This window comes from Candidatus Spechtbacterales bacterium (assembly GCA_040879145.1).
Classification (GTDB): domain Bacteria; phylum Patescibacteriota; class Minisyncoccia; order Spechtbacterales; family 2-12-FULL-38-22; genus JAWVZY01.
This window is the reverse complement of record JBBDKX010000023.1, coordinates 1-21,548: the sequence shown is the minus strand read 5'-3', so window position 1 is coordinate 21,548 and position 21,548 is coordinate 1. Positions and strand designations below refer to the sequence as shown.

The window sequence follows — 21,548 nt, the reverse complement described above, 5'->3', positions numbered from 1 at the left end:
GCTTGAGGGGCTAGTGTCCATTAGGGCGTGGAGGTTCAAGTCCTCTCCTGCGCACAAAGTTAATGCTACAAAGCTTAAAGTTTTATGAAAAAAATTTTTAACACTGAATTTTATTCAGAACAGGAAAGTGAAGGAGGGAAGGAAGGAAGTAAAAAATTGCATGAGTTAGAAAAGATGGGTAAGTATGTATTTCACGGTTCGCCGGTAGGAGATATTGAGGAACTTGAGCCTCGTCAGGCACATAACTATAAAGAGGGCGAGGAACCCCAAGAAGACGGTCCTCCTGCGGTTGTGGCATCGCCTTATGCTGATATTGCTATTTTTAGAGCATTGGTAAGGAAAGATAAAACAGGCTTTGAATCAGACGGAAAAGGCAATTTACATTTTCGAGCTTCCAGTGGGGCGTTGAAATCTGCAAAAGATGCTGTTGGATATGTTTATGTTTTTGACAAAACTAATTTTCAGCCGAAAGCCGGAGCGCCTGAGGCCTCAATGGGTTGGCGTTCGGAGCATGTGGCCAAATCCTTATTTATTGTAGAGGTTCACTATAATGATTTAGCTTTAAATAATATAGAGATTATAGAAAATTAAAACCTTAATGGGCGGTTAGCTCAGTGGCAGAGCACTTGCTCGACACGCAAGGGGTCACAGGTTCAAATCCTGTACCGCCCACTATGGACATTGAAATAATTTACGAATCGGAAGATCTGATTGTTATAAATAAGCCGTCAGGGTTGTTGGTGCATACGACTCCCAAAATTCTTCGAGAACCTCAAAACAAAAGAGAAAAAACTCTTGTTGATTGGATTTTGGATAAATATCCGGAAATCCGGGGAGTAGGGGACCCCCCTTTACACAATGCTGTGGAAGGGCAGGAGATTCAAAGATCGGGTATTGTACATAGATTAGATAGAGAAACTTCGGGGTTGCTTGTTGTTGCAAGAACTCAAAATTCATTTGAGATTTTAAAGAAGTTATTCCAGGAACGCAGAATAGAAAAAAAGTATTATGCCCTTGTGTGGGGAGAACCAAAAACCGATAAGGGCAAGATAGAGAAAGAGATAGCGAGTATTTCCGGTAAGAAGATAACAGTGGAGGAGTATAGTCAGGCAGAGCCCTCAAAAATACGTGATGCTCTAACTTTTTGGGAAGTTGTAAAAAACTATAAAGAATACTCTTTACTGAGTGTTAAACCCAAAACAGGCAGAACGCATCAAATAAGAGTACACATGGCATCTGTTGGGCATCCACTGGTATGCGATAGGATATACGGAAAGAAAAAGGAGTGTCCGATTGAGCTGAACAGATTGTTTCTACATGCGTATTTTTTGCAAATACCTATGCCGGGCGGAACAGTTCTTGAGTTTGGGGCAGAAATGCCTAAAGTACTTACAAATTTTATAAATAGCATTGATATAGCATAATTATTATGTTATACTTATACGCGTTATGAATAATTTACAAGAGGTTACAAAAAATTTATCAAAAAAGAATGTTCCAAATCTTCGCGCCGGACAAGTTGTTCGTGTTCACGAGAGGATAAAAGAAGGGGACAAAGAAAGAGTCCAGGTGTTTGAGGGACTTGTTATTGCGGTTAAGCACGGGAGCGGTTTAAGCGGAACTTTTACGGTAAGAAAAATAGGCGCCGGAGGAGTAGGTGTTGAAAGAATATTTCCTTTACACATGCCCGCAATAGAGAAAATAGAGATTCTTCGCCAGGAAAAAGTTAGAAGAGCTAAACTTTACTATATTAGGGGGCAGGTAGGTAAAAAGACCAAGAAGAGAAAGACAAAACTTCAAAATCTTATCTTTGATATGGGTGGAACAGAAATTAGTGAACCCAGCCCGACATCGCGAGACGAAGTAGAGGCGGGCGGGCAAGAAACAGAGAACAGTGAGCAGTTGAAAGAAGAAACCTCTGAAATTCAAGAGGAGTCGAAGACAGAAGATACTGCAGCCGAGGAAGCAGAAAACAAAGAAGAGGAGAAGGCGGAGGAGCCAAAAGATTTATCCTCCGAAGCTTTAGCGAAGGAGGAGGAAAGTAAAGAAGAAACTAAAGATAAAAAAGAAGGGGAAATGGAAGACACTAAGTAAAAAATTATTATTGTGTGTACCATTTCGTGGTATAATAAGTGTAATGAGCAAGCCACGAAAATGGAATAATGATCAATTACGCGTTGCGGTTGAAGAATCTTTTAGTGTAAGGCAGGTGATACAACGCTTGGGCCTTAAGCCTGCAGGAGGAAATTATGATCAAATAAATAAATATATTAAAGAGTTGGGGTTAAATACCTTGCACTTTACAGGACGAGGATGGAATGTGGGATTAAAGTTTAGGATGAATCCCCCGAAGCCAATAGAAGAAATTTTGGTTAAAAATAGCACTTATCAAAGTTACAAATTAAAGAAGAGATTATTTTCTGAAGGATTGAAAAAAACGAAGTGTGAGTTATGCGGGTGGGCGCAAAGATCCGTAGATGGGCGCATTCCTGTTGAATTAGACCATATTAATGGTGATAAAAATGATAATAGATTGAAGAATTTAAGGATTTTATGCCCCAATTGCCACAGTTTACAACCAACACATCGAGCATTAAATAGTGGCAAAAATAAACAAAGGGGACGTGGCGGAACTAGGTATACGCGCGAAACTTAAAATTTCGTGCCTTATGGCATGTGGGTTCGATTCCCACCGTCCCCACATGGTATACATGGGCGCATAGCTCCCTCCTACGCCCTTCATCATATTCGGGCTTCGGAAGGGCAAGTAGTTGTTTAAAATAATTGCCTGCTCATCCGTAGCTCAGATATCTTCTGAGCGAAGGAGAGCGCCTGTAGCTCAGGGGTTAGAGCACAGCTCTTATAAAAGGCAGAGAGATAAAAATAAAAACATATGCGCCTGTAGCTCAGGGGTTAGAGCACAGCTCTTATAAAGCTGGGGTCGATGGTTCAAATCCATCCAGGCGCACATAGTCCTCTAATTAATGACTGAAACTTATTTGGCGGAGCGGATGTTTTACACTGCCTAGGTAGCTCAGGGGTAGAGCAGAGGCCTGAAGAGCCTTGTGTCGGGGGTTCAATTCCCTCCCTAGGCACACAAAATTGAAAATTTTTTGGGCGCATAACTCCCTCCTACGCCCTTCATCATATTCGGGCTTCGGAAGGGCAAGCAGTTGTTTAAAATAGTTGCCTGCTCATCCGTAGCTCAGATATCTTCTGAGCGAAGGAGAGGGCGGTTAGCTCAGTTGGCTAGAGCGTCTGCTTTACACGCAGAAAGTCGGGGGTTCGAGTCCCTCACCGCCCACTTAGTTTTTTCCACAATACATAATTGAACCATTGTGATATAATAAAATATATATAATTTTATGGTTCAATTATGAAACTTGAAGAAAAAAGAAAAGCAAGAGAATTACGTAAAAAGGGTTGGTCTATAAGAGAAATAACAAAAGAGCTTGGAGTTGCTAAGGGTTCTGTGAGTGTGTGGGTTAGAGATATTGAGCTCACAAAAAAACAGAAACAAAAGTTATCTAAAAATAGAGTCTCTTTTGAGGTGGTTGAACAACGACGACAGACGCGATTAAAAAATGAAAATGCTCGAAGGCAACGAATTATTGATTCTGCGAAAGATGAAATCAAAAAGTTAAGTAAAAATGATTTATTTCTAGTAGGTGTTTCCCTTTATTGGGGAGAAGGAGCAAAAACTAGAAGAAGTGGAGTGCAGTTTTCTAATAGCGATCCAGAAATGATAAGAATTATAGTTAAGTTTTTTAGAGAAGTTTGTAATGTACCCACGGATAAGTTAATAGGTCGTATTCACATACATCCTCACTTGGATTTTAAAAAAGCAGAAGGTTATTGGTCCAATGTTTCTGGCATACCCTTGACGCAATTTTATAAAACTTACAGAAAACCAAATAAGTCGAGCAAGAATAAAAAAGATACATTACCGCACGGAACCTTTGATATTATAATTTGTAATACAGAATTATTTCTGAAACTTCAGGGTTGGCGCGAAAAGTTGTGTGAAGTAATTTAGAAGCGGGTGTCGTATAGTGGCTATTACACATCGTTGCCAACGATGAAACGAGGGTTCGATTCCCTTCACCCGCTCTGTTAAAACATAAAAAGAGTGCCTAAATGGCACTCTTTTTATGTTTTTGGTATATGGCTGGAGGTGAAGGAAATCGAAAGGCGGACCGAGCCCAGCGAGGGAGCCCGGGCAGGAAGCACTTAGCGAAGACGAGCCGAAGGCGAAGTTTGAGCTTAGTGACTTGACGCCGATTCCCTTCACCCGCTCATAACAAAATAAAACACCCCTTAAGGGGTGTTTTATTTTGTTATTGATTGGATGGGAATCGAAAGGCATGGCTATTGTGTGTAGAAAAATAATATGATAAATTATCGGCAGCTCTTAAAGGAGGTTCTAATGCCCGATGAGATGAGAGAAGCTATGTACGGCCTTTTGATAGCTGGCGATAAGGATCGCGAAATGATTCTGTCCGGTGAAAAAACCGTTTCCATAAGAACAGGATTTAGGCGTTATAAGCCGGATACAACCATTATGCTCGGCTGTCACTGGAAGTCATGGGCTGTATTAGCTACAGTAACGAAGGTACGTTACTGCATCTTAAAAGATGTGACACCTGAAGAGGTGAGAAAAGAAGGTTTTGGCAACCTGAACGAACTTTTTAGTGATCTAAAGCAGTATTATTCGGATATTAACTGGGAATCACAGGTTACAGTTATAGAGTGGGCAGATGTCCAGGGCACATTAGTGGAATGATCGTTTTAAAACCCCACATTATGGGGTTTTAATTTTATCCTTGCAATTTTTTACGAGTTGTTGTATAATTGACACATCAAAAAGCACCTTAGAAAGGAGGTTTATATGAAAGATTCAGAGAAATTTGCGTTTGCAAACTGGTACCAGGGCTCGGACCAGGAAAAATGGCCCCATGAGACAGCCGGTTTTCGCGACTACGCGTGCAAGATAATTGTCTTTGACGTAGAAGGTTTTGCTGTTTTTGTCCGCGAGACAGAGAAGCGCAACAGATCCAATGATTGGAAGCTTCCCGGTGGAAGAAGCGAGACGGGGGAGTACCCTCCGGAAACCGCGAGTCGTGAGTTAGAAGAAGAGACCGGAATTGCGATGATGCCTGAAGACCTTAAGCTTGCCTGGACAGACCACAGGGACAACCACGCGGTTTACGTGTTTGCTGTAAAGGTATCTCATTTTTCCCATCTTAAAGCAGAGGGTGATGAGGGAGAAGAAGTCGGAGTGTTTGATTTCGGCTCAATAGCGGATATGTCAGATTTTTTTAAGTCCGATCTAAATCTCATGGAAAAGATGGATATAATTCCTTCCTCCATTGCAGCTTGATCTTTTAACCCCGCAGCTTGCGGGGTTTTTGTTTAAGTATGTTAATATAAATTTATACATGAAAAACAAAGGTACAATTTTAACAGGAGATAGACCCACGGGGTCGCTGCATCTCGGGCATTACGCGGGCTCTTTGCGTATGCGCGTAGATATGCAGGATGACCACAACACCTTTGTAATGATAGCCGATACCCAGGCGTTAACAGATAATGCTAATAACCCTAAAAAGGTACGCGATAACGTGCTTGAAGTTATGCTGGATTATTTGGCGGTAGGCATAGACCCTGAAAAATCTACCATAGTTTTACAATCACAACTTCCCGAACTCCCTGAACTTACAATGTACTATTTAAATTTAGTTACAGTAGCACGCCTTCAAAGAAACCCGACAGTAAAAGAAGAGATAAGGCAGAAGGGATTTGAAAAAAGTCTGCCCGCGGGATTCTTCATGTATCCTGTAAGCCAGGCGGCCGATATTACCGCATTTAAGGCAAACTTAGTACCTGTAGGGGAAGATCAGTTTCCGATGATAGAGCAGACACGAGAGATAGTTGAAAAATTCAATAGAGTGTATAAAAAAGATGTACTTGTTTTACCTGAAGCCGTTGTCACAAAAGTAACACGACTCCCGGGCGTAGATGGCAAGGCGAAAATGTCAAAATCTTTGGGCAATGCCATTTATTTAAAAGATAATCTCAAAGAGGTTGAGAAAAAAGTAATGCAAATGTATACGGATCCCGGACATGTGCATAAAGACGATCCGGGCAAAGTTGAGGGTAATACAGTATTTGATTATTTGGATGCCTTTTCCACCGAAGGCGGAGCCCTGGATAAAAAAGAGGTAGAAAAATTGAAAGAATACTATCGCAAGGGTGGTCTTGGAGATGTTGAGCTTAAAAAACGCTTAGCGAGCGTGCTTAATGAATTTTTGTCGCCCATAAGAGATAGGCGTGAAGAGTATGCAAAGGACCCCGCGGAAGTTATGCGAATATTAAAAAACGGCACAGAAAAAGGGAGGGAAACTACATCTCGTACTTTAAAAGAGGTAAAAGAGGCAATGATGCTAAACTACTAAAATCATATTGACATTTTAGTACCAATATGATATAAAACTTGAAATTCTCTCTCGGGAGAATTTTTTGTTGCATTATGAAACAATCCGAAGAGCCCTCAAGACGCACGCCTGTAAGCGGTAGTGCAGATAGAGAGGTTCGTATACAAAAAATACATCTACGGCATATAACTGAGCATTTTCAGTGTTTGTTTGTCCTGTATTTTAAGCAAGTAACAAGGCGACATCTGTCTTACAGACAGATGTCTGTGGGGCAATATCGCCTCCGCTTAGCTAACTTGTTTAATACTTATGCAGTAAAGGCAAGCAACAAGTTCCGGGGTGTACAAATAAAAAACATAGAACAGCTTAAGTCAAACCTTGCGGCTGTGGTTGTGGTATTTTTAGTTTCTGTCGCATTTACACATTACGCTATCGCAACCGCGGCTGGTACCGCTACCTCTTTAAATAGTTTTATTTTAAAAAGTGAAGATACAAAAACCACAGAAGCCGAGGGTGTGGGACACGAGGACAGTAATATAGAGTATAAAAACGAACCCATTAAAACTGCCCGCACTGTAAGTGCTACCGCGTATAGCGTTGTAAACGTGCCCCCCCAAGAAAAAGAGCTTATTATTACTAAAAAAGTCTGGGTGCCCATTACGGCTTACTCTTCAACACCGGATCAGACTGACAGCACCCCTTTTATAACCGCATCCGGAACCAGGGTTAGGGATGGCATAGTTGCGGCTAATTTTTTACCTATCGGCACTCAAATAAGAATACCCGAATATTACGGCGATAAGGTTTTTGTAGTAGAAGATAGGATGAATTTACGGTATTGGGAGAAGGTAGATATATGGATGCCTACACGAGTCGAGGCCCTAAACTTCGGCGTTAGAAGGACTTATGTGGAAGTAATAGAAATAAATTAAACCGCCGATCAATGCTGATAAAAGCGGATTAAATACGGATAGCAGAAAACGAGCCCCTTTAAGGGGCTCGTTTTAGTTCCGCATAATATCAGCGCTAATCTGCTATATCAGCGGTTTATTAAGCTGCAGCCATCAACTTATCAAACTCTTTTCTTTCTATGCTCTCTTTAGCCATTAGGTGGTCAGCAAGTTTTTTTAGTTTAGTTTTGTTTTGAGTGATAACTTTTTTTGCTGTAGTTTGAGCATCCTTAATAAACTTAGTTACCTCCTGGTCTATTTTGTAGGCAATTTCATCAGAATAGTTGCGTTGTTCCCCGAGTTCTTTTCCTAAAAATACCATCTCTTCACTATCTCCAAACACAACAGGTCCTATGGTCTTACTCATTCCGTAACGGGTCACAAGTCGTCGCGCTAATTCGGATGCTTTTTTCAGGTCATCTGAAGCTCCTGTAGATACATCTTGGAATATCATTTGTTCGGCTGTATATCCACCAAGAAGAACTGCGAGTTCTGCCTCAAATTGTTTCTTGGTGCGAAAACTTCTTTCCTCGTCCGGTATCTTCATTGTGTATCCGCCGGCTCTTCCACGGGGAATAATAGAAACTTTGTGCACGGGGTCGCTGTAGGGGAGTTCGTTTGCTACAACTGCGTGGCCCGCTTCATGATAAGCGGCTGTTTTTTTATCGTCTTCAGTGATGACCTTACCCTTTCTTTCAGGTCCAAGCATTACTTTTTCTATAGAATCGTAAAGGTCTTTTTGGTCTATGGCCTTCTTTTTACGCCTTGTTGCAAATATTGCCGCCTCATTAACAAGGTTTGCAAGGTCGGCTCCTGAAAACCCGGGAGTGCGCGCGGCAAGCTCTTTAACACGTACACCCTTAGCGAGGGGTTTTCCTTTTGTGTGCAGTTTTAACACCTCCTCACGCGCCTGGAGGTCCGGCAGGTCTATAAGAATTCTTCTGTCGAATCTTCCGGGACGAAGAAGCGCCGGGTCCAGTACATCAGGGCGGTTTGTTGCCGCAATTATAATTACATTTGTTTCTTGCTCAAAACCATCCATCTCGCTTAGTATCTGGTTAAGCGTCTGTTCGCGTTCGTCGTTTCCTCCGCCAAGTCCCGCTCCACGCAGTCTTCCAACCGCATCTATCTCGTCAATAAATATAAGGGCGGGTGAACTTTTTTTAGCGGTCTCAAACAGGTCGCGCACACGCGCGGCTCCCACTCCAACAAACATTTCAACAAATTCTGAACCGCTTATAGAGTAAAAGGGAACTCCCGCCTCGCCGCTTATAGCGCGCGCCAAAAGAGTTTTTCCTGTACCCGGAGGGCCCATAAGCATAACTCCTTTTGGTATTCTGGCACCCATTTTTAAGAATTTTTGAGGAGTTTTTAAAAACTCTACAATTTCAAGAAGCTCTTCTTTTGCCTCAGTTTCTCCGGCAACATCTTTAAAGGTTACATTTTGTTTTTTACCTTGCGCTCCTCCTGAAAGTTTTGCCTTTGATTTTCCGAAGCTGAAAGCCTGGTTTGCGCCTCTTTGAGCTCCCCGCAACATAAACCATAGGAAAAATCCAATAATAAGAAAAGGAAGCACGAAAGGCACTATTATCCCTATCCAGAAAGTGGCGCCGCTTTCAGCCTCAGGTGTAATGTTGGATGCCGCGACCTGTTCTTCAGAAACTCCAAAATTACGCAATGTTTCAGAGAGCGATGTCTCCTCTTCTTTGCGCGAGGTCTGTTTTGTGCCGTCCTTTAAAGTTATTTCCAGACTGTTGCTTGCTACTGCTATGCTTTCAATTGTTCCTTCTTTTGCCTGGCTCGCAACCGTGCTCAAAGACACCTCTTTTACCTCTTCTCCCTCAGAATAAAAAATAGAAGCAAAGCTCGCAATTAAAGTGAAAACAAGAATTGTAATAAGTATGTTTTTTGTAAGTCCTTTCATAAATTTTGTTCGCTACGCTCACAAATTAGGTAGTAGGTGTTAGGTATTACACCAGTGCAACCTATTCCCTAGAACTTGATACCTGCGAACGAAGCGAGTTTTCTTATACTATAACATATATTTAACAAAAAGTATTTATAACACATTTTATATACATATTCAACTTAATGTTTTAAGCAAAAATCAAAAGCCCTCCGACACTGTTGTCGGAGGGCTCGGGCAAGTGTGGATTCTTGCGTTGTGTGCTTTCCCTAACCTGAGTTAAGGTTTTTTTTCTTGGGGTTGTGTGAATTGTCGGGCACAGAGCTACAAGTAGCTCTGTGCCCGTGTGAGTCCTTGAATCAGGACTCGTCGGTGTCTTCGGCAGAGCCGAAGACCTTTTCACGAAGGCCTTGTACCTTGTCGGCCAGGCTTTCGTAACCGGCGACTCGACGCTGTGCGTCGAAGCCCTCTCCTCCGGCGAGTTCGCCGGCGACGCGCCGGAGCTGATGGGTAGCCCAGTCCAGCCCACCGGGGCTGAAGCGGATGCTTCGCTCCGACCCGTTGTGGGCGTCGGCGATCATCGCCTGCGCCTTCAACAGGAGGCCTGTCGTGTCGTATCGCTGCTTGGTGAACGCGTGCATCGCACCATTCGCCTCGTCGGTCGGGACCTTCACGACATTCTGGAGAGCACGGAGGCTCCCCAGCGGGATTCTTTCCCCATCAACTTTGTTGATAGGATCCAGGATGGCCTCCTGGATATATCCGACCAGGCCCTTGAAGTCGCCGTTTGTGAAGGGGTTCTCCACCTCAGCGATTCCAAGTTTTTCCAGCTCAGCCTTGGCCTTGGCGTTTGCCTCAGCCTTGCCGCCCTCGTCCTCCTGACGGTGGGCGAGGGCGGCCTTGGCGACGGCCACTGCGACGGCGCCGAAGCGCTCGTCTCGGCTTTGGCGACCATTGTCGCCACGTTCGTCCCTCTTCTGAGCTTCTCCAGCTCGCTTGAGTGCTTCTCGCCGGGCGTCACCGGTCGCTCGCGCCTTTTTCGGCGCGGGTACCGGGTCGGCTTTGGAGCCGATGCCCTGGGTGTTCAGCTGCTCAAGAGCAGCCTCAAGACCCTCAACGGCGTTCTTCTCTTTTTCGTTCATTGTACCCATAATCAACCTCCTTGGTTGAATCGTTTCCACACTTGCTTGGTAAAGAGCTGTTTGTCCCATCAGGGCAAACAACTCTTCGCCCTTGGGTAACACAATACTATCATACTTTTAAAAAAATGTCAACTGTTTTTGACATAATTACGCTGATAATAGCTGATAACCACAGATAAACCCATCCATGGCAAATTATTTACATCATCAGTGTGAATCAACTATTATCAGCGTAATCTTTAAACAAAAAACGCACCTTGCGGTGCGTCTTCTTTTAAATCAATTAAAATCGCTATTCTGCTAACTTCAAAGCTATCTTATATTCCCTCGGCTCTACAGATGTTACTTCAAAATTATACTCTTTGTCTTTTTCAACTTTTTCTCTCATTTCTTCTTCGTTATCAAACTCAGAAACATGCAACAGGCCTTGAATTCCTTCCTCTATTTTTACCAGTGCGCCATAAGAGGCAATCTTGCTGACAACACCTTTTAGTTTATCGCCCTGCTTGTATCTTTCTTCTATTCCTTCCCACGGGTTTTCTTTGAGCTGTTTTAGTGAAAGAGATACTCTTCCGTCAGCTGCTATATCAACAATCTTTGCTTTTATTTTGTCTCCAACTTTGACTATATCCTCGGGGCTTTCAATTAAGCTCCAGTCCATTTCGGATATATGTATTAAACCTTCAAGCATCGGGTCAAATTTAATGAACGCGCCAAAGTCTACTATACCTGTTATTTCTCCTTCTACTACATCGCCGGCAGTATACTTTTCAAGAGATTTCTTTATTTCGCCAGATTCCGCGGCTCGCTCGGAGAAGATAAGCCTACCTTCTTCGTGGTTCATGTCCAAAATACTCACCTCCATAGTTTTTCCTATAAATTCTTTAAGTTCAAGTAATATCTTGTTTTTATCGCCCCCCTCAACCCGGGGATAGTTTTGAGGCGCAAGCTGAGATACGGGAATAAACCCGACAAGGTTGCCCGCCTTTACCATTAGCCCGCCTTTATTGGCGTCAGTTACTTTAACTTCTATCTTTTCCTGGGTTTTTTGTTTATCTGCCAAATAGTGCCAACTTTTTTCTTCCTCCGCCTTTTTCATGGAAAGCTCTCTGTAGCCGTCCTCATTTTCAAGCTGTACCAGTTTTGCTGTTACCCGGTCTCCCGGATGCATTTTTTTTATCTCATCCTGAACCTTAAAATACTCTACTCCGTATACAACCCCGGTACCCATGGGTCCAAGGTCAATGTATAGAACGCCGGACTCCTTTCCTATAACAGACCCCTCTAGTATATCTCCGGGTCTTGGTAATTGGAACATATCCTTGTTACTTTGGAGTGCATCCTTCATTAAGGATTTATTTTGTATTTTTGTAGTCATACTTAAATAAGTTATCATAATGATTATTTTTGCGCAAGGTGCATTAGCTTAAAGCAAGTTGTAAATGAGTCAAATTAATGATAAAATGAGTAAGTTAAGTTCGCTTCGCTCACTTCGCTCACAGGGGTTAGGGACTAGGTTCTAGGGATTAGACTAACACCTAAAACCTAAAACCTAAAACCTTCCGCCAGCCGGCGGATTGTGAGGCGGAGCCGAAACAAAAACTATGGTAATTACCTGGTACGGACAGTCTTGTTTTAAAATACAGAGCGGACAACTGACGGTTGTTATAGACCCTTTTGATAAATCAATAGGGTTAACGCCGCCAAAGTTTGAAGCGCAAATGGTGCTTACAACCCACGATCACTTCGATCATAATAACATCTCCACTATAAAGGGAGACTATTTTGTTGTAGATGGTCCCGGTGAATATGAGTATGGGGGCATAAGGGTCAGGGGCATACGCTCTTACCACGACAACAGTGGCGGTGAAGAAAGAGGTCTCAATACTATATATGTTGTAACCATTGAAGATATAAACCTTCTTCATATGGGGGACATTGGACAGGACAAGCTTACGGAGGAACAACTGGATGTAATTGGAGAGGTTGATATATTAATGGTGCCTGTAGGAGGTAATTTTACTGTGGATGGAGAAAAAGCTCTTGATATATCTAATCAGGTAGAACCAAAGATAGTAATTCCCATGCACTATAAATTGAAAGGACTTAAGCCGGGACTTGATGATGTAAGCGGTTTTTTGAAGGCCATAGGAAAAACAGATGTGACAGCTGAAGAAAAGTTAACAATAAAGAAGAAGGACCTTCCCGACCCTGAAAATAAAATGGAAGTGGTAGTTTTGAAAATTTAAATTCGCTTTACTCGCAGGAATTAGGACTTAGTAAACAGGAATTAGAAAAAAGCTTTAAAAATCTAACTCTTATCTGCTAATTCCTAATTCCTATTTTGCGAGCCTGCCTGCCTGCCTGCCAATCGGCATGTAAACTGGCAGGCAGGCCTGCAGGAAATCCCGACGCTATCAAAATCTTTGATTTTGTTATAGCGTCGAGGATCCACGATACCGCAAGCGAATCAAAGATTCGGGCGGTATCGGGACAAAAACTATGCCTTATAAAAAGAGAGTGATAATATTTGTGTCTGTAATGTCTGTCTTGGCAGTTGTGATGAGTATTTTCTATGTTATGCAGGTTAGGTCAAATATAAAAAGTATAGATGCGCAAGATTTAAAACCGGAAGGGTTTGATGAGGCAAGAGAAGAGTTTAAAAAAGGGGACCCAAAAAACATACTTGAATTTGAGTAATAATAAATATGGCAGAAAAAAATATTAAAAAAGACGATATACGCTCCAGAGAGCTTACGACTGAAATGCGAGAGTCCTATTTGGACTATGCTATGAGTGTTATCGTGTCTCGAGCTTTGCCGGATGTTCGCGACGGACTTAAGCCGGTACACCGCAGGATACTTTACGCGATGCATGAGCTTGGACTTTCTTCAAGCGCCCGATTCAGGAAATCAGCAACTGTGGTTGGCGAGGTCATAGGTAAATACCACCCGCATGGGGATCAGGCTATTTATGACTCTATGGTGCGCATGGCGCAGGACTTCAGCATGCGTTACCCGCTTGTTCATGGACAGGGAAACTTTGGATCTATTGATCCTGACCCGGCTGCTGCTATGCGTTATACAGAGGCAAAAATGACACGCCTTGCCAGTTTAATGCTCGGAGATATTAACAAAGATACTGTTGAGTGGATGGAAAATTATGACGGAACCAAGCAGGAGCCCAGGGTTCTTCCCGCCGCGGTTCCACAGCTTCTTTTAAACGGAACTGTCGGTATTGCTGTTGGAATGGCAACAAATATACCCCCCCACAACTTAACTGAAGTTGTGGACGCGGCAGTGCATCTTATAGACAATAAAAAAGCTACAGTGGAAGAACTTATGCAGTTTGTTAAGGGTCCTGATTTCCCGACAGGAGGTATAATTTATAATAAAAAAGCTATTTTGGAAGCTTATGGGCAGGGGAAGGGTCCCATTGTTATGCGCGCAAAGGCGGAAATAAAAGAGCCTCCAAAGCGCGGCAACATAAAATATAATTATATTGAAATCTCAGAAATACCTTATCAGGTGACTAAAACCAATCTTCTTGAAAAAATGGCACAACTTGTACAGGACGGTAAACTTGATGGTGTTAAAGATATAAGAGATGAAAGTGGCAGGGAAGGTTTAAGGATAATTATAGAATTGAAAAAAGACGTGCAGGGACAGAAGACATTAAATAAGCTATTTAAGTACACAGAACTTCAAAAGACATTCCACTTAAACATGATTGCATTGGTGGACGGCATACAACCCCAGGTATTAAGTCTTAAAGAGGTGCTTGAAAAGTATCTTGAGCACAAGTTTGAGATTGTAAAAAGAAGAATACAGTACGATTTAAGGATTGCGAAAGACAGGGCGCACATTCTTGAAGGTTTAAAAAAGGCACTGGATATAATAGACAAGGTAATTGACGCGATTAAAAAGTCAAAAGACAGGCCCGATGCGCACAAGAATTTAAGGACAAAGTTTAAATTCTCAGATAAGCAGGCAACTGCTATTTTGGACATGCGCCTGCACAGTCTGGCAAACCTGGAGAGACAGAAAGTGGAGGATGAACTAAAAGAAAAGAAGAAGTTTATAGAAGAGTGCGAAGCGCTTTTAAAGAGTGAGCCTAAAATGTGGACTCTTATTAAAAAAGAAATGAACCAGGTTAAAGATGATTATGGAGATCAGCGCAGAACCAAGGTTTTCGCGTCTTCCGCGGGAGAATTCAGCGAAGAGGACCTTATTCCAAAAGAGGAAAGCATAGTCTCTATGACCGAAGGCGGTTATATAAAGCGGGTTTCTCCAAGCGCATACAAGGTGCAGCACAGGGGAGGCAAGGGAATAATTGGCATGGAAACTCGTGGAGAAGATGTTGTGTCTCACTTCCTTACAGCATCTACGCATGACAGGCTTCTGTTCTTTACAAGTAAGGGTAGAGTATTTCAGACATTGGCGTATGAGATTCCTTCTTCCAAGAGAACAGCGAGAGGTAAGGCGCTTGCGAACTTTTTAGACCTGGAAAAAGATGAGTCAGTTTCTGCAATAGTTCCCCTTACTCGGGATGAAAAAAAGACAGCCGGGGAGTATCTGGTTATGGTTACTCAAAAGGGCACGATTAAAAAGACTTCAATTAAAGATTTTGAGAATGTCCGCAGAAGCGGCCTTATAGCTATACGTCTTAAAAAAGAAGATGCCCTAAATTGGGTTGGTGTATCAGGGGGTAAAGATGATATTGTCTTAGCCACAAAACAGGGTCAGGCGATACGTTTTTCTGAAGAAGACATAAGGCCCATGAGCCGCGTTGCCTCGGGTGTGAGAGGGATTAACCTTAAGGAAGGGGATGTTGTTGTCGGTTCAGATATTATTACTTCCAATGAAAGCAAAAATGAGCTTCTTGTTGTGATGAGCGAGGGTTACGGAAAAAAGACAGCGCTCAATCAATTTAAAAAACAAAAAAGAGGCGGAGCGGGAATAAAGGCCGCAAAAGTAGGCTCCAAAAACGGCGAAATAGTAAGCATGCGTGTTATAAGAAACGAAGAAGAGCTTATAATAATATCAACAAAAGGACACGTGATACGCGTAAAATTAAGCAATGTGCCAAAGTTGGGCCGCGCTACTCAGGGAGTGAGAATAATGAAGCTTTCGTCCGGAGACAAGGTTGCTTCTGTGGCCACTGTTTAATATATGTCAAATAGTAAAAAAAATGATACAGGGTTTCTCAACCCTTACACCGTAGTAAAAAGTTTGGGTATAGAAGAAGGCATGAGTGTTGCAGACTTTGGGTCCGGTGCCGGGCACTGGACTTTAGCTATTGCCGGAGAGGTTGGTAAAGGAGGTGTTGTATACGCAATAGATGTGCGCAGAAGTGTTTTGGAAGTTCTTGAGGGTCATATAAAACTTGAGGGCTCTTTTCACATAAAGACAGTACACGCGGACCTGGAAGAGGAGGGCGCCACGCAACTACCTGAGGGCTCGCAAGATGTCGTATTTTGTTCCAACATATTACACCAGATAAAAAAGCCGGCGAATGTTTTAAAAGAGGCATATCGCGTGCTAAAACCAAAAGGACGTCTTGTTGTTGTGGATTGGACAAAGGACGCTTCTCTTGGTCCAAAAAACAGGATGGCGGCGGAGGATGTAAAAAAATTAGCTAAAGAGGCAAGTTTCCGCTTTGGGGAAGATCTCAATACCGGACATTCTCACTATGGTCTTACGTTCTATAAATAGGTTAGAATAAAAGAGATGGCGATTAACGATATATTTTCACAAGCAAGAGGACTAAAAGGATTACCTGTACACCAAAGAAACAGGATAATTTTTGGTGTGGCAGCAGGTGTCTTTCTTTTAATAATTGTAGGAGGGTTTATAGCTAACATAATGAACAGGCCCGGCCTTCCCGGCGGAGTAGATCCTATAACATTGACAATATGGGATCCACTGGACAACGAGGAGGCTTATGGGGATATAATTGTAGCGTACAGGGCGCAAAACCCGCATGTGACCATAGAGTATAGAAATGTGCGCATTGAGGAATCCGGCCAGGATCCCGCCAAGACATATCGAGACAGGATAACTGAAGCTCTTGCTTCCGGAGAAGGTCCCGATATATACCTTATAGAAAATACATGGCTACGCATGGAAAAAAGTCGCTTGACACCGCTTAGCCCACCGGTTTCGGAAAGTATTTATGTAGCACCTGATACCACAGGTCTGAATATAGCCGAAATTATAGGAGAGTACCCCGATATTGTTCGCTTTGATTTTACTCGCGAGGAGGGGGGGGACACCAGAATATACGCGCTTCCTTTGTTTATAGATACCTTAGCGCTTTACTATAATACGGACTACTTTAATAGCCATAACATTCTTAATTCTCCGGGTACTTGGGAAAAATTTGTGGATTACGCGCGCAGGATAACGGTTCGCAGCGACGGCGGTGAAATACAGCTTTCGGGTGCCGCCCTGGGCGCCGCCGATACCCATGGAGTTATAAGGGGAGGGGATAATATTAGCAATGCTGTGGATATTTTAACCCTACTAATGCTTCAGGCGGGTGCTGTTATGAACGACCAGTTTGGAAGAGTTGCTTTTGATGACCCTGTAAAAAGAGACGGACAAAATCATTATCCCGCGCGTGATGCTTTTACTTTTTATACATCTTTCGCTGATCCGTCTTCGGAAAATTATACATGGGATCCGGACGGGTTTTTCAATGTAGACGCTTTTAGCAACGGGACAGCGGCAATGATGTTAAACTACTCAAACCACATCGCCACCATAAAAGATAAAAATCCCAATCTTAATTTTAAAATAGGGCTGGCTCCTCAGCCCGCGGACAGGTTTGATAAGGTAAACTACGGAAGTTACTGGGGGCTTGCGGTTGCAAGGGTCTCGGAAAATCCTGAAACGGCATGGGACTTTGTACGCTTTGCCGCTCAGGAAGAAAATGTTAAGAATTATCTTCTAAAAACAAATAAACCCCCCGCGCTCAAATCTCTTATAGATGACCTTCAAAATAATCCTGAAATGAGAGTTTTTGCTAACCAGATACTTACTGCCCGTTCGTGGGCACAGACAAATCCTTTTGAAGTTGAAAATATTTTAATTGAGGCAATACACGAGGTTTTGGAGGGAAGTACCGCGTCAACGCTTACAACAATAGTAAACAATGCCCAAAATAAGATTAATAGTCTGGGTATAGGACTCTAATATATGAAAATCGCTTTTTTATCTACAATTCGACAGGTCCATTATACGCGTATGTTTAAAAATATGCTTAAAAATGTGCACAACTTGAGCTTTTCCGGGGTTTTATCCATAACTTTACTCACTTTTTTTGTTGCTATAATGGTATTAGTACCTTTAGATAGCATTATAGCAAAGGAAACTTCCATAGAGAATCCTATTAAATCTGATAATTTGGAGGAGATATTGCAAAGAGTAACCAGAGTCCTTGTGGGTGTAAGTATACCTATGTTTACTTTAATGGTGGCGATAGGTTCTTATTATATTATAACGGGTGCAAATAATCCCGGTAATCGGGAAAAAGCGCGTAAGATATTTTTTTACAGTACACTTGGGTTTTTCATAATAATGTTATCAGCGGGTATAGTGGCGCTTATATCATCTATAATTAGTTAGCCTCTTTGCTAATAAATAAGACATAAGGTCTTATTTATTAAAAAGGAGACTACGCCTTCTGAATGCAGGGGGCTCCAAAAGGTCGTTTATGTTCATTTATAAATGTTATAAGTTTTAATTTTACTTACTATGACATTAACATCATCACGATTTGGTTACGGAGCAGTTGCTCTTCTTGTTGCCTTGGGAATGATTATTGCGTTAGGCGCTTTTGCTCAGACTACTACATGTAGAGTACGAGCAGACGTTACAGAGGGAGAAGTTAACGCTTTGACAGGTGGAGCACAGACTGCAACTGTTATAGCTGGTAGCTCACTTAACCTTACAGGAGCAAACGCAGGAGACAACGCTCTTATTTGTGGCTTTAGCTTGATTAAGTGGATTACAAACATTTTGTTTGTAGTTATTATTGCTGTTGCAATATTACTGTTTGCTTATGCAGCATTCCTCTTTGTTACAGCTGGAGACAACCCGGACAAGAAGACGAGGGCAAAGACCTTCCTTATCTGGGCTATTGTTGGTTTAATCGTGGCTTCACTTGCGCGATTAATCCCCGGTATTGCACAGACGCTTCTTGTTTCATAAATCTACAAGAAATTCCAAAAACAAAAACGCCCGCAAGGGCGTTTTTGTTTTTGAGCGGTGCGGTTAATTTCATAAAGATTATATGACCCATGGGACATATAATCTTTATGTGGGTGGATATTTTTATTGCAAAAAATTCTTTACTGTTCTAATATACTAATATAGGTCTTAAAAATAAAAATTTAATAAATTAACAATATGCTAAAAATAAGTAATTTAAATAAGGGTATTTTTGCAAGTCTTGCTCTTATGTTAGTGGTTAGCTTGTTTGCTCCTATACCAGCAGACGCGGCAAGCCGGTGTCTTGTTAGGGCTGGTGTTACAGGGCCTGAAGTTCAGCAAATAACAGGCACAAACAGGGGCGGGGAAAATGCCGGCACCTCCTTGATGCTTACAGGCGCACAAGCTGGAGAGAACGCCTTAATTTGCGGCTTTGCGCTCATTAAGTGGATAGCTAACGTAATATTCGCAGTGCTTATAGCGATAGCTGTTTTGATGATAGCTTACGGCGCGTATCTCTTTGTTACAGCGGGAAGCCAGCCAGCAAATGTGGAGAAAGCAAGAAAGGTTATGCTTTGGGCAATTATAGGTTTGATTATTGCCTCAATTGCTAAATTGATACCGAACATTGCTTCAACCATACTCGGCTTTAGCTAAGGAGTAAAAATAGCAAAAGAAAAACCCCGTGCTGGATGCACGGGGTTTTTAGGTACTATTTAATTTATGCCGCGTTCACAACGAGTGAGCGTGGCACACTGAACTCCTGTGGCAGGTTTTCAGCAGTTACAGTTACGATAAAGTCGTAACCGCCTGGAGGAGTCGTTGACTCCACCAGAATCGTTACACCAAGAGAGCGCTCTCCGACATTTTTTGGAATGTCTTCAAGGCTCCATGTTTGTACACGCTTGCCTGTTTCGGCAAAGATCAGTCCTTGTGGTAGCCCTATAGTTACCACCGGGTTTTTTGCATCTCCTCTGCCGTGGTTTCCCACGACAACGGTGATGCGCACTACGTCACCCGGGTGTGCGACATATGGACTTGCTTCAGCCCATATGCCGAAGCTCGGAGCTTCCTCCGGAAACTCGTGAACCGCGGGTTGCGGCTCATTGTTTACCACCGGAGCAGGGGATACCTTCTCCGGCTTCGACGTTGGTGTACTTGGTGTACGAACAACCGTTGTTACAGGTTGTTCATACACCACCACTACAGTGCTTTGCTCTTGAGCCTGCGGCTCAGTGGTTGCGGCATTGTCTTCCGCAGCCCAGAAACCAAACACCATTATGATGGCAATCACCATCAGGAATTTCCTGATAGCCCTTACCCCCCTGTTGTTCAGGGATAAGTAAGAGAGTCCGATCATGACAAGCACAAATACGAATGGCAGCGTCATTTCGCGTGCTGCGTGTAGTGGTACGAGCCAAATCACGAAGCCCGCAAAGGCCTGGAATAAGGCAATGGTCGCCACCGTTTGCGCCCCTCCCCGAGTTTTATCCCAGGAGAAGAGTGTCGTAACAATGGCAGGTTGTGAGAACCATATCATTCCTATCGCAATAAGTGGCAGGACCATAAGGACCTGACCCAGGGATTCCAACGGCAGGAGCGCTGCTCCAAGTGCCAAAAGAAACCAGATTCCCACAACTGCGGATGCAAGACGCAGCCAGTAGTCGGCTTTGTTTTTGATTTTGCCGCTAACACGCCAGGCGGTTTGCGCCGTTTTGCGCGCTTCGGTTTCTGTTTTGCTGTCGCCGTTTATGTAGACCTCATTGAAGGCATCAAAAGCGGCCTTGAATACTTCTTTCATTTCCTTCCTCCGGGGATTTTATCCACCATTTTTTCAATCAAGCCCAGTCCCTTATTGGTAGCCGCAAGAGCGGTTCCGCCAAGGATATCTGAAGCCTGCACGGCATCAGAGAAGATGACAGCGAGCTTGTCGCTTACTGTCCCCAGGTCCTCGGCGCCTGTTAAAGCGTCGAGTACTCTGTTGAACAGCTTTACAGCCCAGCCTTCAGCTTTGCCGTAAGCTCCCTCAATGACCCTACCAATTTTTCCAATCCATTGCTGGATCTTGTCATCATGTAAAGCATCAAGAGCTGCCGCAAATGCGTCATCTTCCATATGGCCTAAGCCAAGATAGAAGAAGTTGTCGCGAATTTGCTTCGTTCCATTAAGATGATGCCACGCTTTTCCAAGCGAGTGCATCATCAGCGTTTCCTTTGCATCAGCACCCTTTACGGTGCTTTCACTGGCCTGCCTGTGTCGCTCAATCAGGATTTTGGCACCCTCACGCTTTTTAGAAGAGACCTTGGGATCTATGCTTGTGTGCACCCAGTGGCCGTACATCTCGTCACGCCACTCTTCATCTTTCTTGAGCGCTTCTTCCGCTGCTTCGGCGCCAATTTTAGCACCTTTATCTGCTAGTGCTTCCAGCACTTTTTGCGCTATAGCAGAGCCGAAGATGACGCCTCCTAAATGTTTCATGTCCATTTTCTATCTCCTTTCTGAGATATTTTCAGTTGTTAAACAACTTTTCTGTCTATATTATACACTAAATTGCATAGTTTGTAAACCCTCTCACAGTGATTCAATGCCAATTGGCAAGGTCCGACCTTGCCATAGGGGCAGACCAGGATTGTTTTTATAAATAAATAGTGTAAAATATAGAATATTGGGCGAGTGGCGAAATTGGTATACCTGCCTGCCGGTTTACGTGCCGGTTGGTACGCAGGCAGGCGCGCTGGTTTCTCAGTAAAGTTATATAAACAATTTGCCCAGGTGGTGGAACTGGCAGACACGCTAGCCTTAGGAGCTAGTGCCTGTAAAGGTGTGAGAGTTCGAATCTCTCCCTGGGCACCAAAAAATAAACCCGACAGCTCGCTGTCGGGTTTATTTTTTTCTAAGAAGCT

Annotated in this window: 21 protein-coding genes, 7 tRNA genes and 1 pseudogene; 24 read left to right on the top strand and 5 right to left on the bottom strand. The window is 43.1% G+C overall.

Annotation, left to right across the window (positions count from 1 at the left end; genetic code table 11):
* The first annotated feature begins 84 nt into the window (after positions 1–84).
* From WDZ40_02795 to WDZ40_02725, 15 genes and pseudogenes are all read left to right on the top strand, one after another.
* A complete protein-coding gene (locus WDZ40_02795; protein MEX0877764.1) occupies positions 85–591 on the top strand; it encodes a hypothetical protein in 507 nt (168 codons plus the stop codon).
* Positions 592–600: 9 nt separating this feature from the next.
* Positions 601–672, top strand: a tRNA-Val gene (locus WDZ40_02790).
* The gene (locus tag WDZ40_02785; protein ID MEX0877763.1) at positions 627–1,424 is read left to right on the top strand and encodes an RNA pseudouridine synthase; all 798 of its coding nucleotides are present in this window, start codon (positions 627–629) and stop codon (positions 1,422–1,424) included. Before WDZ40_02790 ends, WDZ40_02785 begins: the two co-directional genes overlap by 46 nt.
* A gap of 25 nt (positions 1,425–1,449) precedes the next feature.
* Positions 1,450–1,788, top strand: a pseudogene (rplS, locus tag WDZ40_02780) (50S ribosomal protein L19).
* Between the two features lie 349 nt (positions 1,789–2,137).
* Complete coding sequence (locus WDZ40_02775) at positions 2,138–2,656, top strand: HNH endonuclease signature motif containing protein (protein ID MEX0877762.1); 519 nt, start codon at positions 2,138–2,140, stop codon at positions 2,654–2,656.
* A tRNA-Leu gene (locus WDZ40_02770) sits at positions 2,619–2,701 on the top strand. Before WDZ40_02775 ends, WDZ40_02770 begins: the two co-directional genes overlap by 38 nt.
* A gap of 194 nt (positions 2,702–2,895) precedes the next feature.
* Positions 2,896–2,968: transfer RNA gene (locus WDZ40_02765), tRNA-Ile, on the top strand.
* A 55-nt stretch (positions 2,969–3,023) separates the two neighbouring features.
* A tRNA-Phe gene (locus WDZ40_02760) sits at positions 3,024–3,095 on the top strand.
* Between the two features lie 135 nt (positions 3,096–3,230).
* Positions 3,231–3,304, top strand: a tRNA-Val gene (locus WDZ40_02755).
* Positions 3,305–3,376: 72 nt separating this feature from the next.
* Entirely contained in the window at positions 3,377–4,036 is a 660-nt protein-coding gene (locus WDZ40_02750; GenBank protein MEX0877761.1) for a hypothetical protein, read from the top strand.
* Between the two features lie 2 nt (positions 4,037–4,038).
* Positions 4,039–4,110 (top strand) — tRNA-Gly (locus WDZ40_02745).
* Between the two features lie 280 nt (positions 4,111–4,390).
* On the top strand, positions 4,391–4,783 hold the full coding sequence (locus WDZ40_02740; protein ID MEX0877760.1) for an ASCH domain-containing protein: 393 nt from the start codon (positions 4,391–4,393) through the stop codon (positions 4,781–4,783).
* A gap of 105 nt (positions 4,784–4,888) precedes the next feature.
* Positions 4,889–5,380, top strand: coding sequence for an NUDIX hydrolase (locus WDZ40_02735; GenBank protein MEX0877759.1), 492 nt, complete (start codon positions 4,889–4,891; stop codon positions 5,378–5,380).
* Between the two features lie 58 nt (positions 5,381–5,438).
* Positions 5,439–6,455, top strand: a complete 1,017-nt coding sequence (trpS, locus tag WDZ40_02730; protein ID MEX0877758.1) for a tryptophan--tRNA ligase — start codon at positions 5,439–5,441, stop codon at positions 6,453–6,455.
* A gap of 74 nt (positions 6,456–6,529) precedes the next feature.
* Entirely contained in the window at positions 6,530–7,366 is an 837-nt protein-coding gene (locus WDZ40_02725) for a hypothetical protein (protein ID MEX0877757.1), read from the top strand.
* 118 nt (positions 7,367–7,484) lie between these two features.
* On the opposite strand, the gene ftsH is transcribed toward WDZ40_02725, so the two are convergent.
* The 3 genes from ftsH to WDZ40_02710 form a co-directional block, all read right to left on the bottom strand.
* Entirely contained in the window at positions 7,485–9,308 is a 1,824-nt protein-coding gene (gene ftsH / locus WDZ40_02720) for an ATP-dependent zinc metalloprotease FtsH (protein MEX0877756.1), read from the bottom strand.
* A 341-nt stretch (positions 9,309–9,649) separates the two neighbouring features.
* Positions 9,650–10,441, bottom strand: a complete 792-nt coding sequence (locus WDZ40_02715; protein ID MEX0877755.1) for a hypothetical protein — start codon at positions 10,439–10,441, stop codon at positions 9,650–9,652.
* Positions 10,442–10,724: 283 nt separating this feature from the next.
* Positions 10,725–11,810, bottom strand: a complete 1,086-nt coding sequence (locus tag WDZ40_02710) for a S1 RNA-binding domain-containing protein (protein ID MEX0877754.1) — start codon at positions 11,808–11,810, stop codon at positions 10,725–10,727.
* Positions 11,811–12,036: 226 nt separating this feature from the next.
* Here WDZ40_02710 and WDZ40_02705 point away from each other — a divergent pair, with 226 nt between their 5' ends.
* From WDZ40_02705 to WDZ40_02670, 8 genes are all read left to right on the top strand, one after another.
* Complete coding sequence (locus WDZ40_02705; protein MEX0877753.1) at positions 12,037–12,681, top strand: MBL fold metallo-hydrolase; 645 nt, start codon at positions 12,037–12,039, stop codon at positions 12,679–12,681.
* A 253-nt stretch (positions 12,682–12,934) separates the two neighbouring features.
* The gene (locus WDZ40_02700; protein ID MEX0877752.1) at positions 12,935–13,132 is read left to right on the top strand and encodes a hypothetical protein; all 198 of its coding nucleotides are present in this window, start codon (positions 12,935–12,937) and stop codon (positions 13,130–13,132) included.
* Positions 13,133–13,140: 8 nt separating this feature from the next.
* The gene (gene gyrA, locus WDZ40_02695) at positions 13,141–15,600 is read left to right on the top strand and encodes a DNA gyrase subunit A (protein ID MEX0877751.1); all 2,460 of its coding nucleotides are present in this window, start codon (positions 13,141–13,143) and stop codon (positions 15,598–15,600) included.
* 3 nt (positions 15,601–15,603) lie between these two features.
* Positions 15,604–16,146 carry a methyltransferase domain-containing protein gene (locus tag WDZ40_02690; GenBank protein MEX0877750.1) on the top strand — a complete coding sequence of 181 codons (543 nt, stop codon included), beginning with the start codon at positions 15,604–15,606 and terminating at the stop codon, positions 16,144–16,146.
* A gap of 15 nt (positions 16,147–16,161) precedes the next feature.
* The gene (locus WDZ40_02685; GenBank protein ID MEX0877749.1) at positions 16,162–17,628 is read left to right on the top strand and encodes an extracellular solute-binding protein; all 1,467 of its coding nucleotides are present in this window, start codon (positions 16,162–16,164) and stop codon (positions 17,626–17,628) included.
* Between the two features lie 63 nt (positions 17,629–17,691).
* On the top strand, positions 17,692–18,060 hold the full coding sequence (locus tag WDZ40_02680; protein ID MEX0877748.1) for a hypothetical protein: 369 nt from the start codon (positions 17,692–17,694) through the stop codon (positions 18,058–18,060).
* Positions 18,061–18,189: 129 nt separating this feature from the next.
* Entirely contained in the window at positions 18,190–18,645 is a 456-nt protein-coding gene (locus tag WDZ40_02675) for a hypothetical protein (protein ID MEX0877747.1), read from the top strand.
* Positions 18,646–18,843: 198 nt separating this feature from the next.
* Positions 18,844–19,302, top strand: coding sequence for a hypothetical protein (locus WDZ40_02670; protein ID MEX0877746.1), 459 nt, complete (start codon positions 18,844–18,846; stop codon positions 19,300–19,302).
* 64 nt (positions 19,303–19,366) lie between these two features.
* Here the strand turns inward: WDZ40_02670 and WDZ40_02665 are convergent, their stop codons facing one another.
* Together WDZ40_02665 and WDZ40_02660 are read right to left on the bottom strand one after the other, a co-directional pair.
* Entirely contained in the window at positions 19,367–20,446 is a 1,080-nt protein-coding gene (locus WDZ40_02665; protein MEX0877745.1) for a hypothetical protein, read from the bottom strand.
* Positions 20,443–21,075 carry a hypothetical protein gene (locus tag WDZ40_02660; GenBank protein MEX0877744.1) on the bottom strand — a complete coding sequence of 211 codons (633 nt, stop codon included), beginning with the start codon at positions 21,073–21,075 and terminating at the stop codon, positions 20,443–20,445. The genes WDZ40_02665 and WDZ40_02660 overlap by 4 nt, the downstream gene beginning before the upstream one ends.
* A 336-nt stretch (positions 21,076–21,411) precedes the next feature.
* On the opposite strand from WDZ40_02660, the gene WDZ40_02655 reads away from it, so the two are divergent.
* A tRNA-Leu gene (locus WDZ40_02655) sits at positions 21,412–21,498 on the top strand.
* The last annotated feature ends 50 nt before the right edge of the window (positions 21,499–21,548 follow it).